The sequence below is a fragment of the Williamsia deligens genome (assembly GCF_024171765.1).
Taxonomy (GTDB): domain Bacteria; phylum Actinomycetota; class Actinomycetes; order Mycobacteriales; family Mycobacteriaceae; genus Williamsia_A; species Williamsia_A deligens.
The window spans coordinates 507836-521836 of the sequence record NZ_JAMTCI010000002.1; the positions used below are offsets into that span (position 1 = coordinate 507836).

At 71.3% G+C, this 14001-nt stretch carries 11 protein-coding genes; 1 reads left to right on the top strand and 10 read right to left on the bottom strand.

The window, feature by feature from the left end; all coding sequences use genetic code 11:
• Nucleotides 1-158: 158 nt before the first annotated feature.
• Nucleotides 159-1115 carry a Sir2 family NAD-dependent protein deacetylase gene (locus LX14_RS16660; RefSeq protein WP_253648441.1) on the top strand — a complete coding sequence of 319 codons (957 nt, stop codon included), beginning with the start codon at nucleotides 159-161 and terminating at the stop codon, nucleotides 1113-1115.
• On the opposite strand, the gene proB is transcribed toward LX14_RS16660, so the two are convergent.
• From proB to LX14_RS16710, 10 genes are all read right to left on the bottom strand, one after another.
• Entirely contained in the window at nucleotides 1068-2207 is a 1140-nt protein-coding gene (gene proB, locus LX14_RS16665) for a glutamate 5-kinase (RefSeq protein ID WP_253648442.1), read from the bottom strand. The genes LX14_RS16660 and proB overlap by 48 nt on opposite strands.
• Nucleotides 2194-3693 carry a GTPase ObgE gene (gene obgE, locus LX14_RS16670; RefSeq protein WP_253648443.1) on the bottom strand — a complete coding sequence of 500 codons (1500 nt, stop codon included), beginning with the start codon at nucleotides 3691-3693 and terminating at the stop codon, nucleotides 2194-2196. The genes proB and obgE overlap by 14 nt, the downstream gene beginning before the upstream one ends.
• A gap of 117 nt (nucleotides 3694-3810) precedes the next feature.
• On the bottom strand, nucleotides 3811-4074 hold the full coding sequence (gene rpmA, locus LX14_RS16675; protein WP_253648444.1) for a 50S ribosomal protein L27: 264 nt from the start codon (nucleotides 4072-4074) through the stop codon (nucleotides 3811-3813).
• Nucleotides 4075-4110: 36 nt separating this feature from the next.
• The gene (gene rplU / locus LX14_RS16680; protein ID WP_253648445.1) at nucleotides 4111-4422 is read right to left on the bottom strand and encodes a 50S ribosomal protein L21; all 312 of its coding nucleotides are present in this window, start codon (nucleotides 4420-4422) and stop codon (nucleotides 4111-4113) included.
• Nucleotides 4423-4694: 272 nt separating this feature from the next.
• Nucleotides 4695-7994: a translation initiation factor IF-2 N-terminal domain-containing protein gene (locus tag LX14_RS16685; RefSeq protein ID WP_253648446.1), complete on the bottom strand. Its 3300-nt coding sequence runs from the start codon at nucleotides 7992-7994 to the stop codon at nucleotides 4695-4697.
• Between the two features lie 435 nt (nucleotides 7995-8429).
• Entirely contained in the window at nucleotides 8430-8843 is a 414-nt protein-coding gene (gene ndk, locus LX14_RS16690; RefSeq protein WP_253648447.1) for a nucleoside-diphosphate kinase, read from the bottom strand.
• Between the two features lie 71 nt (nucleotides 8844-8914).
• Complete coding sequence (locus LX14_RS16695; RefSeq protein ID WP_253648448.1) at nucleotides 8915-9334, bottom strand: hypothetical protein; 420 nt, start codon at nucleotides 9332-9334, stop codon at nucleotides 8915-8917.
• Between the two features lie 110 nt (nucleotides 9335-9444).
• Nucleotides 9445-9912, bottom strand: coding sequence for a DUF4233 domain-containing protein (locus LX14_RS16700; protein WP_253648449.1), 468 nt, complete (start codon nucleotides 9910-9912; stop codon nucleotides 9445-9447).
• A complete protein-coding gene (gene folC / locus LX14_RS16705; RefSeq protein WP_253648450.1) occupies nucleotides 9909-11327 on the bottom strand; it encodes a bifunctional tetrahydrofolate synthase/dihydrofolate synthase in 1419 nt (472 codons plus the stop codon). The genes LX14_RS16700 and folC overlap by 4 nt, the downstream gene beginning before the upstream one ends.
• The gene (locus LX14_RS16710; RefSeq protein ID WP_253648451.1) at nucleotides 11324-13993 is read right to left on the bottom strand and encodes a valine--tRNA ligase; all 2670 of its coding nucleotides are present in this window, start codon (nucleotides 13991-13993) and stop codon (nucleotides 11324-11326) included. The genes folC and LX14_RS16710 overlap by 4 nt, the downstream gene beginning before the upstream one ends.
• Nucleotides 13994-14001: the final 8 nt, after the last annotated feature.

A 14001-nucleotide genomic window follows, 5' to 3' on the forward strand; every position in this document is an offset into this window, starting at 1 on the left:
CACTGCACTCTTCTTCGTGGACGTCCCGGCCCACGCACAGCAGATCACCTCCCGGCCACCGGTGACCCCATGTCCGAGATGTTGAACAGTAATTCCACTGTGTGCAGTACAAAATCATCGACCGGTCCGCGCCGACCCCGCCGGTAGGCTGGTGGACGATGCGGACACGACTCCAGGTCGCGTGGACGCCGGGGACACCGACAGACCCCGACGACGACCTCCCAGCTCGGATCGGGCAGGCCCATGCCCTGCTGAGCGGCCGTCGGACCGTGGTCCTGTCCGGCGCCGGCATCTCGACGGACTCGGGCATCCCCGACTACCGCTCCCCCGACGCCGCACCCCGCACACCGATGACCATCGACGCGTTCCTTGCCTCACCCGACTTCCGGCGTCACTACTGGGCGCGCAACCATCTCGGGTGGCGCCACATGGACGCAGCCACCCCCAACGCCGGGCATCGCGCGGTGACCGCGCTGCAGCACCGGGGGCTGGTGAGCGGCGTGATCACGCAGAACGTGGACATGTTGCACACCAAGGCGGGCTCACGGCCCGTGATCGAACTCCACGGCTGCTACGGCCGTGTGTGCTGCCTGCGGTGCGGATGGCAGATCTCGCGGCACCGCCTCGCCGCCGTCCTCGATCCGCTCAACGCGGCCTTCACCTCCCGGATCCGCGCGGGCGGAGCGATCGACGTCGCCCCCGACGCCGACGTGGCCGTCGACGACACCGGCGACTTCCAGATGATCGACTGCCCGGAGTGCGGCGGGGCCCTGAAACCGGCCATCGTCTACTTCGGGGAGAGCGTGCCGCGTCCTGTGGTGGACGAGGCGTTCGCGATGGTCGACGACGCCGACGCTCTGCTCGTCCTCGGGTCCAGCCTGACCGTCATGTCCGGGCTGCGCTTCGTCCGCCACGCCCGACGGCGTGGGATGCCGGTCGTCATCGTCAACCGCGGGGTCACCCGTGGCGACGACTGCGCCACGCTCAAGATCGACCACCGGTGCGCCGAGGTGCTCACGGGTCTCGTCGCGCGCATCGACGCCGAGCGGTCCACCGGCGGCGACCGGTCAGGCGGTCGCGACGAGATCGTCAGCGTGCACGACCGCGCGTCGTAGCCCCTCGGGTAGGTCGGCGGTGCTGCGACCGATCATCGCGGTGACCTCGTCGGAGTCGTAGGCCGTGACGCCGCGTGCCCGCAGCACGCCGTCCGTCCCGACCACCTCGACGACGTCCCCGGCGCCGAAGACGCCGTCGGCGCCGACGACCCCCGCGGGCAACAGGGACGCGCGGCGGGCGATCGCCGCCGCGGCACCGTCGTCGACGATCAGGCGGCCGCGCGTCTCCGCGGCGTGACGGACCCAGAACCGACGTGCCGACATCCTCGCGGGACGTGCCGCGAAGGCGGTCCCGACGTCGGCGCCGCCCAGCGCGGCGGCGGCATCGGACGCAGCCGCCAGCAGCACGGGGACCCCGGCGTCGGCGGCGAGGCGCGCCGCGGACAGCTTCGACGCCATCCCACCCGTGCCCAACGCCCCACCCGACCCGGCGACGACGCCGTCGAGGTCGGCGGCGCCGGCGACCTCGGGGATCAGCCGGGCATCCCCCTTCCGAGGGTCACCGTCGTACAGACCGTCGACGTCGGAGAGCAGGAACAGCGCGGTGGCCCCGGCCAGGTGGGCGACGAGGGCCGCGAGACGGTCGTTGTCGCCGAAGCGGATCTCGTCGGTGGCGACGGTGTCGTTCTCGTTCACCACCGCCACGGCACCGAGCGAGCGCAACCGGTCGAGCGTGCGCTGCGCGTTGGCGTGGTGCGACCGGCGGGAGATGTCGTGTGCGGTGAGCAGCACCTGACCGACGGTGCGTCCGTGGCGGGCGAACGACGTACCCCAGGCGTGGGCGAGTGCGAGTTGGCCCACGCTGGCCGCCGCCTGCTTCGTGGCGAGATCGGTGGGACGCCGACGCAGCCCCAGCGGGGCCAGTCCCGCGCCGATGGCACCCGAGGAGACGACGATGACGTCGGTCCCCGCCGCCATGCGTGCCTGCAGTGCGTCGGCCAGCCGATCGAGTCGGTCGAGCGCCAACCCCTCGTGCAGGTCGGTCAGCGCCGACGACCCGATCTTCACGACGATGCTGCGGGCCGTCGCGATCTGCGTCCGCACCGGCGAGGTCAGGGCGGTCGGGTCGACCGACCGGTCAGTCGTCGCCATCGGGACCCGACCAGTCGTCGGGCCCGTCCACGGGACCCAGTCCGTCGTCGGCATGGTGGCGGCGGGCCTTGCGCGCGACCTTGCGGTCGGCCGCACCGACACGGTCGGTGCGGTCGAGTCGGATGTCGGTGCCGCGTCCGGTCACCGGCACGGCGTCGCCGCTGGGCAGCTGGGGCTCCCAGTCGAAGGAGACGTCCCCGATGGTCACCGGGGCACCGGGGACCGCACCCTGCTTGACCAGCTCGTCCTCGACGCCGAGGCGGTTCAGCCGGTCCGCGAGGTAGCCGACGGCCTCGTCGTTGTCGAAGGCGGTCTGCTTGATCCAGCGCTCGGGTCGCGTGCCACGCACGATGAACCCGCCCGGGACAGCCGGATCCGGGGAGACGGTGAAACCGCTCTCGTCCACCGCGATCGGTCGGATGACCGCACGCCGGGCGACGGGGGTCGGCGTCGCCGCGCGGTGGTCGGCGACCTTCTGCGCCAGCGCGAACCGCAGCGTGTCCAACCCGACATGGCCGACCGCGGAGATCGCGTAGACCGGCCATCCGCGGGCCTCGAGGTCCGGGGTGACCATCTCGGCGAGTTCGGCGGCCTCGGGGACGTCGATCTTGTTCAGGATCACCACTCGGGGACGGTCGGCGAGGTCCTGCAGGCCGTGGTCGGCGGAGAGTGCCGGCGTGTACGCCGCCAGCTCGGCCTCGAGTGCGTCGATGTCGGAGATGGGATCGCGTCCGGGTTCCAGTGTGGCGCAGTCGACCACGTGCGCGAGGACCGCACAGCGCTCGAGGTGCCGCAGGAAGTCCAGTCCGAGTCCACGCCCCTGCGAGGCGCCGGGGATCAGTCCGGGGACGTCGGCGACGGTGAAGACCGAGGCACCGGCCGTCACCACGCCGAGGTTCGGGGCCAGCGTCGTGAACGGGTAGTCGGCGATCTTCGGCTTCGCGGCCGACAAGACCGACACCAGCGACGACTTGCCCGCGGACGGGAAGCCGACGAGGCCGACGTCGGCGACGGACTTGAGCTCGAGGACGAGTTCCCGCGTCTGCCCCTCCTCGCCGAGGAGCGCGAAACCGGGTGCCTTGCGCGCCTTCGAGGCCAGCGCCGCGTTGCCCAGCCCGCCGCGGCCGCCGGATGCGGCGACGAACGTCGCGCCCTCGCCGACGAGGTCGGCCAGGATGCGCCCGTTCTCGTCGAGCACGACGGTGCCGTCGGGGACGGGCATCTCGAGGGTCTCCCCGTGACCGCCGTCGCGGTTGGAGCCGGCACCGGGCTTGCCGTTCTGGGCCCTCGCGTGCGGGCGGAAGTGGAAGTCGAGCAGGGTGTGGACCTGCGGGTCCACGCGCAGGATCACGTCGCCCCCGTTGCCACCGTTCCCGCCGTCGGGACCGCCGAGCGGCTTGAACTTCTCACGGTGCACCGACGAGCAGCCGTGGCCGCCGTTGCCCGCCACGGCGTGGATGGTCACGCGGTCGACGAAACGCGACATGCTCGGTCCTTCTTCGATGTCGGTGCTGATGAGGGGGTGGAAAACATCAGGGGCGGGCGGTCTCGTCTCGGAGACCTGCCCGCCCCTGATGGACGTGTGTCGTGCGACGTCGCGAGGTCAGGCCTGCGCGGGCGCCGGGACGATGTTGACGGTCTTGCGACCGCGCTTGGTGCCGAAGGCGACCGCGCCGGTCTCCAGGGCGAACAGGGTGTCGTCGCCACCGCGGCCGACGTTCACGCCCGGGTGGAAGTGGGTGCCGCGCTGGCGGACCAGGATCTCGCCGGCGTTGACCTGCTGGCCACCGAACCGCTTGACGCCGAGCCGCTGGGCGTTGGAGTCACGACCGTTGCGCGAGCTGGACGCGCCCTTCTTGTGTGCCATGTCTTCGGTCCTCTCGAGACGATGAGTGCTGCAGGTCTACTTGATGCCGGTGACCTTGAGGACCGTCAGACGCTGACGGTGGCCCTGGCGCTTGTGGTAGCCGGTCTTGTTCTTGAACTTGTGGATCCGGATCTTCGGGCCCTTGACGTGCTCGACGACCTCACCGGTCACGGCCGCATTCGCCAGGGCCGCGGCGTCGGTGGTGAGCGACGCACCGTCGACCACGAGGGCGACCGGGAGAGAGACGGTGTCGCCGACAGCGCCCTCGATCTTCTCGACCTTGACGAGGTCACCCTCGGCGACCTTGTACTGCTTACCGCCGGTCTTGACGATCGCGTACGTTGCCATCGCGAAAACCACCTTCTCACTGTCGTTGTCCTGCGCCCGCGCGGGTGCGCCGGCATTGTGCTGTGCGGGGTACGCCCGCGCCTGCGGATCTCTCGATACCGTCCGGCGCCGGACGTGGTCCTGGCTGCCCCTGGGATCGACGTGCCGGGGCGGAGTGATCCGCACAGCACTGTCCGACCCGCGATGAGGCGACCGTGTGAGGTTACGGGAGCAGCGACGACCGGGTCAAACCGTGGTCACCCCGGCGCGTGCCCCGCATCCGGGTGTCGGGGTCAGTCCTCCACCGGGGGGCCTGCCGGGCGACCGGCAGCGCGGCGACGGGCGGTCCGACGCACGGCGACCACGGGGGTGTCGGGCTGCTGGGCGACGACGGTGGTCGTCGGCGCGGACGGCGCCTCCACCACGATCGTCTCGACGGTGCCCGCGACGGCGTCGCCGCCACCGACGGGCGCCGAGGCCGGTCGGCGCGCGGCGCGTCGTCGTCGACGCGGCGCCGCGGGATCGGCGGCCTGCTCGGGCTCACCGGCCGCCACGGGTTCCACGCTCGGCTCGGACGGCGCCACCACATCGGGTTCCGGGGTCGGCTCGGGCGCGCCCTGCGGTTCGGGTGCGCTCTGCGTCTCGGGTGCGCTCTGCGGTTCGGGCGCCTGCTTCGGCGCGGCCTTCTCGCGCCGCCCCGATCGCCTCTCCGCCGGGGCCTCGGCCTCGGTGTCCGGGGCGGTGGCCTGCTCGGCGCCGCCGCCGTCCTCGCCGTCGCCGTTCTCGCCGTGTCCGGCCATCGCACGGAACATGGGGTGCTCGGCGGGGTTGTGGGCCTTGCCGTTCGCGTCGGACTGGTCGGCCTGACCGGAATCGGACTTCTTGCGACCCGAACGGCGCGACCGCTTCGAGCCGCCCTGGTCGCGACCGGAGTCGTCACCACCGCCGCCGCCGGTCACCTCCACGGGGTTGGCGTGGACGACGATGCCGCGGCCGTTGCAGCAGGTGCAGGTGGAGGAGAACGCCTCCAGCAACCCGGTGCCCAGACGCTTGCGCGTCATCTGCACCAGACCCAGCGAGGTCACCTCCGACACCTGGTGGCGCGTCCGGTCCCGCGAGAGCGCCTCGGTGAGCCTGCGCAGCACCAGGTCGCGGTTGGACTCGAGCACCATGTCGATGAAGTCGACAATGATCATGCCGCCGATGTCGCGCAGACGCATCTGCCGCACGATCTCCTCGGCGGCCTCGAGGTTGTTGCGCGTCACCGTCTCCTCGAGGTTGCCCCCCGAGCCGGTGAACTTGCCGGTGTTGACGTCGACGACGGTCATCGCCTCGGTGTGCTCGATGATGAGCGTGCCGCCGGAGGGCAGCCACACCTTGCGCTCAAGCGCTTTCGTGAGCTGCTCGTCGATCCGGTGGACGGCGAACGCGTCCGGTGCGTCGGCGTGCGCCCGCTCGAACCGGGTGACGCGGTCGAGCAGGTCGGGAGCGACCGCCTGCACGTATCCGTGGACCTGGTCCCAGGCACCGTTCCCGTCGATGACTAGCTTCGAGAAGTCCTCGTTGAAGAGGTCGCGGACGACCTTCACCAGCAGGTCGGGCTCGGAGTAGAGCACCTGCGGTCCCGAGGGACCGCCGCCCTTGCCGCCGTTCTTGCCCGACGACGAGCCCTTGGCACCCGCGGCCGCGGCCTCGATGGTCTCCCACTGGGCCTTGAGGCGCTCGATGTCGGCGGCGAGTTCCGCTTCGCTGACACCCTCGGACGCCGTGCGGATGATCACGCCGGCCTCGGCGGGGACCACCTTCGACAGGATCTGTTTGAGCCGCTTCCGCTCGGTGTCGGGCAGTTTGCGCGAGATGCCGGTGGACGAACCGCCGGGGACGTAGACGAGGTAGCGACCCGCCAGCGAGATCTGGGTGGTCAGCCGGGCACCCTTGTGACCCACCGGATCCTTGCTCACCTGGACCACGACGTGGTCGCCGGGCTTGAGCGCCTGCTCGATCTTGCGGCTGCCGCCGTCGAGACCGGCCGCATCCCAGTTCACCTCGCCGGCGTACAGAACGCCGTTGCGGCCGCGGCCGATGTCGACGAACGCCGCCTCCATGCCGGGCAGCACGTTCTGGACGCGGCCGACGAAGATGTTGCCCACCATCGACGACGAGGTCGACGTGGTGACGAAGTGCTCGACGAGGACACCGTCCTCGAGGACGGCCACCTGTGTGTAGTCCTCGGTGGCCGCGGAGCCGTCGTCGGCGGTCAGCGCGGTGTTCGCGGAACGCTCCCGCACCACCATGACGCGGTCCACCGCTTCTCGACGGGCCAGGAACTCGCTCTCAGTGAGGATCGGCGGACGTCGACGACCGGCGTCACGACCGTCGCGGCGACGCTGGCGCTTCGCCTCGAGACGCGTCGACCCCGAGATGCCCTGCACCTCGTCGCGGTCGCGCTGACGCGACTTGTTCCGTGGCTCCCGCTCGTGGACGACCGTGTTCGGCGGGTCGTCGTCCCCACCGCCGGACTCGTCGGCGTCGGCGCCACCCTTGCGACGACGCCGACGGCGGCGACGGCGGGTGCCCGAGCCGTTCTCGTCGTCACCGTCGTCGGAGCCGTCGTCCGCGTCGGACTTCTCACCGTCGGTGTCGGACTCGGCGGTGTCGGGCTTCTCGGAGTCGGACTTCTCGGCCTCGGACTTCCGGGTGTCGGGCTTGCCGGTGTCGGTCTTCTCGGTGTCGGACTTCTCGGTGTCGGACTTAGCGGTGTCGGACTTCGCGGCGGCGTCGTTTCCGCCCGCGGAGTCGCCGGACGCTGCGGAGGCCGACTCGTCGGAGCCGCCCGAGCCGGTCTCGTCGCCGTTCTCGGAATCGTTCTGGTCACCACGACCACGACCGCGTCCACGCCGACCACGACGACGACGGCGACCGCCCGATGTCGAGTCGTCGTCGCTGTCGTCCGCTGCGGAGTCGTCCGGTCCGGAGGTGGGGGTGGTGTCGGCGACCTTCTCTGCGTCGACGGTGCCGTCGGAGGAGCCGGAGGTGTCGGCACCACCGCGTCGCCGCGGCGCGTCGGGCGCGGGCGTCGAGGGGGTCGAACCGTCGGTCTCGGCGTTGTCGGCGGTCTCGGCGGCGCGGGGACGTCGGCGGCGTGTCCGCTCGACCTCCTCGGGCGCCGGTGGCGGGAGGAAGAGGGGCGACGCCGCGGCGTCCGCCGCGGGCGTCGCGGGTGCGGCGTCGTATGAGGTCGCTGCGGAGAACAGCGACGGCGCAGGATCGGCCGATGCCGTGCCCTGTGGCGGGTCGCCCGCACCCGGCGCCTTCGTGGAGGTCGGGCCGGCAGGGGCGTCCGTCGCCGCCGCGTCGCTCGTCGCCGGGCCGTCCGCGGCCGCCACCTGGGCGTCGCGCACGGCGATGGCAGCACTGCGGTCGATGCTCGACTGCGGACTGCGGGCGGTGATTCCCAGGTCGGCGAGGTGCGCGAGCACCTCCCGGCTGGTCAGCCCGATCATGCGGGCGAGGGCGTGCACCCTCATCTTGTGCGGGAACTCCTGCGCCGGTGACGTGTCGCTGCGGTCGTCCGGTGTGCCTGTGTCGGCCACGTATTCTCCTCGACCCTCGGGCGCATCAGTTCGACGCGGCCGCACGAGGGTTCTGCTGTGTGTCGGGAACGTCAGGTGACGCCCGAGTCTGTCTGGTCTCGCGTCGTCCGTGACCGGGGGTTCCAGGTCGCGGTACGACACCTGCTGGTGTCCGGCCCCAGGCCGGCGGGCCCCGTGTCCGGTGCACCTGTCACACGTTGCGTGCGAGCGGCGGGAGCCGCGATGTCCGGGGGATCCGCGGTGAACTGGACTGGTCACCGTGACCGCCGACTCCTGTGTCGTCGACGACACCCGAGTATCCCACACGCGTCACACCGTTCCGCGGACGCCTCGCGGGACGACACGGCCCGCCGGGACCGATGGGTCCGGGCGGGCCGGGGTTCGACGGGGTACGGCCGGTCTCACGACCGGCGGGGTGTCAGGAGAGGTGGGGTGTCAGGAGAGACCGGGGAACCACAGCGCGATCTCGCGCTGCGCCGACTCGGGCGAGTCGGACCCGTGCACCAGGTTGTTCTGCGTCTCGAGGGCGAGGTCCGCGCGGATGCTGCCGGGCACGGCCTTCTCCACGGGATCGGTCCCGCCGGCGAGTTGGCGGAACGCCGCGATGGCCCGCGGTCCCTCGAGCACGGCGGCAACGAGCGGACCCGACGTGATGAACTCGAGGAGGGAGCCGAAAAACGGCTTGTCCTCGTGCTCGGCGTAGTGGCCCCGGGCCACCTCGTCGGTCGCGGTGCGCAGGTCGAGGGCGACGATCGTCAGCCCCTTGCGCTCGATGCGGGAGATGATCTCGCCGACGAGGCCGCGGGCCACACCGTCGGGCTTGATGAGAACCAGAGTCCGTTCAGTCACGGCGTCACCCTAGCGGCCGTGTCGGATCCGTCACTCCCCGGCGGTGGGGGCTGCGCGACGTGACGCGGGGTTCAGGAGCAGTACTCGCCCGCCACGGGGAAGAACCCGTAGTTGAAGAGGTTGCCGTCGCGCGACCGCGGATCGACGACGACCTGCACACAGCCGCCGGGTGACGCCAGCGCTGCGTCGACGGTCGCGTCGAAGCGGGCCGCGAGCGCCAGGTTCGCCGCCCGGTACTGCGCGGGCACCGGGATGTCGGCGACGAAGCGGGCCAGGTCGATCGAGTCGGCTCGGACGGTCAGGTCGTGGGTGGCGGTGTAGGAGTACTCCTGCGACGAGACCGGCACCGGCGGGCCGGCGGGTACGACCACGACGTCGGTGTCCGCCCCTGCGGTACCCGCTCCCAGGCCGGTGGCCGCTGTCGCGGCCATCGCCAGGGCGATCCCGGCGGTGCGGACGAGGGCGGGGACGGTGGTGCGCGCCGACTGCATGGGGTGGGGGGTCCTCTCGCTGACGACGCCCCCGGCGGATGCGAGGGCGGTTGTCGGAGATGGTGTCAGCAACCCGCGGGCGCCGTCATCCGCACGGGCGTGCCGCGAGGTCACGAATCGGACACGTCTCCGGCGTCCTCAGGTGTCCCGGACCCGTCGAGACGGACCTGGCCGGGGAGCCGCCCCTCCTCGATCCGGCGGGCCACGTCGCGCCGGATGTAGGCGATGTAGACCCACACCAGCGCGAACACGATCCCGACGGCGCCGATGGACCAGTGCAGGACGAACCCGGCGATCAGGAGCACCTGGAGCAGGAGGTCGTAGCCGAGCGCCCACGACCGGCCCTGCAGACCGGAGCCCAGGATCATCGCGACGGTGACGACGAGGAGGAAGGTCGTCGACGCGGCCGTGAGGCCCCCTCCGACCTTGGCGACGATGGGGAGCGCGAGCAGCACCACGATCGCCTCGAGGATGAGCGTCCCCGCCATCACGCCGCGCAGACCGCGCCACGGGTCGTTGACCGGCGGCGAGAACCGGGGCGCGCTCCCCGAGGCTGAACCCGCGTCCGACGAGGTCATGCCGGATCCTTCCCGAACAGGGTGCGCGCCGCGCCGGCCGTCACGACCGATCCGGTGATCACCACACCCACCCCCGACAGTCCGGCGTCGGAGTCGTCGTCGACCTCCTCCGCCGAGATGATCGCCGCCTCGACCGCGTCGGGCAGGAACTCGCGCACCTGCACCCTGTCCTCGCCGAACACCGTTGCCGCCACATCACCGAGTGTGTCCGCGTCCAGCGCGCGGGGTGAACCGTTCGTGGTCACGATCACCTCGTCGAGCACGGGTTCGAGCGCGGTCAGCACACCCGTCACGTCCTTGTCCCCCATCACGCCGACGACCCCCACGAGGCGACGGAAGTCGAACTCCTCGGAGATCCCCCGCGCGAGCGCCGCGGCTCCGTGCGGGTTGTGGGCGGCGTCGAGGAAGACCGCCGGGGCGCTGCGCACCCGTTCGAGCCGCCCGGGGACGGTGACCGCGGCGAATCCCGCGCGGACGGCGTCGATGTCGAGCTGTCGATCCGCGCCGGCACCGAAGAACGCCTCGACCGCCGCGAGGGCGACGGCCGCGTTCGCCGCCTGGTGGGCACCGTGCAGCGGCAGGAAGATCTCGTCGTAGACGCCGCCGAGTCCCTGCAGCACCACCATCTGACCGCCGACGGCGGTGCGCCGTTCGACGACGCGGAACTCCGAGTCCTGTCGCGCGACCACGACGTCGGTCTCGGCGACACGGGCCATGAGGACAGCAGCCGCCTCGGGCTCCTGCGCGGCGAGCACGACGACGGGGTCGACCGGGACGAGATCGTCGACGGCGGGCTTGATGATCCCGGCCTTCTCCCCCGCGATGGCCGTCAGCGTGTCCCCGAGGTAGTCGGCGTGGTCCATCGCGATCGGGGTGATCACCGCGACCGACGGCTCGATGACGTTGGTGGCGTCCCACGTACCACCGAGACCGGTCTCCACGACGGCGACGTCGACCGGGGCCTCGGCGAACACTGCGTACGCCATCGCCGTGAGGACCTCGAACTTGCTCATCCGGGGTCCGCCCGCCGCGACCGACGAGTCGTCGACCATCGTCACGTAGGGCTCGAGGTCACGGAACGCGTCGACGTACTGCCGGGGCGTGATCGGCCTCCCGTCGAGCGCGATCCGCTCGGTCGCCAACTGCAGGTGCGGGCTCGTGATGCGACCGGTCCGTCGGTGCAGCGCGGTCAGCAGCGCGTCGATCATCCGGGTCACCGACGTCTTGCCGTTGGTGCCGGCGATGTGGATCGAGGGATATCCGCGATGCGGGGACCCCAACAGGTCCATGAGTGCCGAGATCCGGCTCAGCGACGGCTCGATACGCGTCTCCGGCCACCGGCCGTCGAGTTCGTTCTCGACCTCGGCGAACTCCGCGAGGTCTTCCGGGGTCGGGGTGGACGACGGGACGGTCACGAGTCGCCCAGCGCTGCCAGTGCCGCGGACAACCGGTCGATCTCCTCCAGCGCGAGCACGTTGCGTTCACGGATACGTGCGACGACGTGGTCGGGCGCCTTGGCGACGAACTGCTCGTTGTCGAGCTTGCCGCGGGTCTGGTCGCGCTCCTTCTCGGCCGCGGCGAGATCCTTGGCGAGACGGCGCTTCTCGGCCTCGACGTCCACCGCACCCGAGGTGTCGAGCGCGACGCGGACGGTCCCCGAGCCGGCCCGCACCTCGACGGTCGCCGAGGCGGTGAAGTCCTCGCCACGGGGTTCGAGGCGCGCCAACGTGTCGACGTACGGGCGCAACGTCGCGATGCCGGCGTCGTCGAGGCCGTCGATGTCGGCCGGGACACGCTTGCCCGGCGGCAGACCCTGGTCGCTGCGGAAGCGCCGGATCTCCGTGACCAGCTGCTGCACGGCCGAGATCCTCTGCGCCGCTGCGGTGTCGGCGACGTCGTGGTCCCCGGACGGCTGCGGCCACGCGGCCAGCGTCACCGTCTCCTGCCCGGTGAGCGCGGTCCAGAGCACCTCGGTGACGAACGGCATGACCGGGTGCAGTGCCCGCAGCAGCGAGTCGAGGACGGTGCCGAGCACGAGCGCGGTGACATCGGCGGCCGAACCGCCCTGCGCCACCTGCACCTTGGACAGTTCGAGATACCAGTCGCAGAACTCGTCCCAGGCGAAGTGGTACAGCGCCTCGCACGCCCGGGAGAACTCGTAGGTCTCGAATCCCCCGTCGGCGTCGGCGAGGACCTCGTCGAGGCGCCGCAGGATCCACCGGTCGGCGTCGGTCAGCTCCGCGTCGGCCGGGATCTCACCGACCCGTGCGCCGTTCATCAGCGCGAACTTCGTCGCGTTGAACAGCTTGGTCGCGAAGTTGCGGCTGTCCTGGGCGTTGGTCTCCCCCACCGACAGGTCCGCACCCGGACGCGCACCCCGGGCCAGGGTGAACCGCAGGGCGTCGGCGCCGAAGCGGTCGACCCAGTCCAGCGGGTCGATCCCGTTGCCCTTCGACTTCGACATCTTGCGACCGTGCTCATCGCGGACGAGGCCGTGCAGGAACAGGTGTCGGAACGGCACGGGGGCGTCGAAGTCGAGGGTGCGGCCGACGTAGGTGCCGAACATCATCATCCGCGCGACCCAGAAGAACAGGATGTCGTACCCGGTCACCAGGACGCTGGTGGGATAGAAGGTGCGCAGGTCCGCGGTGTCGTCCGGCCACCCGAGGGTGGAGAAGGGCCACAGCCCGGACGAGAACCAGGTGTCGAGGACGTCGGGGTCCTGCTCGTAGCCGACCGGGGGCTGTTCGTCGGGGCCCACGCAGACGACGTCCCCGTCGGGGCCGTACCAGATCGGGATGCGGTGGCCCCACCACAGCTGCCGAGAGATGCACCAGTCGTGCATGTCGTCGACCCAGGCGAACCAGCGGGACTCCATGGACGCGGGGTGGATCTGCGTCGACCCGTCACGCACGGCGTCACCCGCGGCCTTCGCCAGCGACTCCACCCGCACCCACCACTGCATGCTCAGACGCGGCTCGATGGGCTCCCCGCTGCGCTCGGAGTGTCCGACGCTGTGGACGTACGGTCGGATCTCCTTGACGATCCGCCCCTGCTCGGCGAGCGCCTCGCGCACCGCGACCCGCGCCTCGAACCTATCCATCCCGTCGAAACGTGTTCCGGTGTCGGCGATCCGGCCGGTGGCGTCCATGATCGTCGGCATCGGCAGGCCGTGACGCTGGCCGATCGCGAAGTCGTTCGGGTCGTGGGCGGGCGTGATCTTGACCGCGCCGGTGCCGAACTCGGGGTCGACGTGCTCGTCGGCGATCACCGGCACGGAGGTCTCGAGGAACGGGTGCGGGAGCTCGGTGCCGACGAGGCCGCGGTAGCGCTCGTCGTCGGGGTGGACCGCGATTGCGGTGTCGCCCAGCATCGTCTCCAACCGCGTCGTCGCCACCACGATGTGCGGCTGCGCGTCGTCGGTCGAGCCGTACCGGAAGCTGACGAGCTCGCCCTCGATGTCGCTGTAGGACACCTCGATGTCGCTGATGGCGGTCTGCAGAACCGGCGACCAGTTGACGAGGCGCTCGGCGCGGTAGATCAGACCGTCGTCGTACATGCGCTTGAACACCGTGTGCACCGCGCGCGACAGGCCGTCGTCCATCGTGAACCGCTCCCGCGACCAGTCGACGCCGTCGCCGAGGCGACGCATCTGTCCGCCGATGTCGCCGCTGATCTCCTCCTTGGCCTGCCACACGCGGTCCAGGAACGCCTCACGGCCGAGCGCATGACGATCGGTGCCCTCGGCGGCCAGTCGCTTCTCCACCATGGCCTGCATGGCGATAGCCGCGTGGTCCATGCCGGGCAGCCACAGCACCTCGTACCCCTGCATCCGCTTGCGTCGGCTCAACGCGTCCATCAGGACGTGTTCGAACGCGTGGCCCATGTGCAGGGACCCGTTGACGTTGGGCGGAGGGATGACGATCGAGTACGGCGGCTTACCGCTCCCGGGGTCGGCGGTGAAGCACCCGCGCTCGACCCACCCCTGGTAGAGGCGGGACTCGTGCGCGCCGGGCTCCCAGGTCGCGGGCAGCGCAGGTGCGGCGGGAGTGTTTCCGGCGGTCTCGGTGGGCGAACTCACCGTTCGAG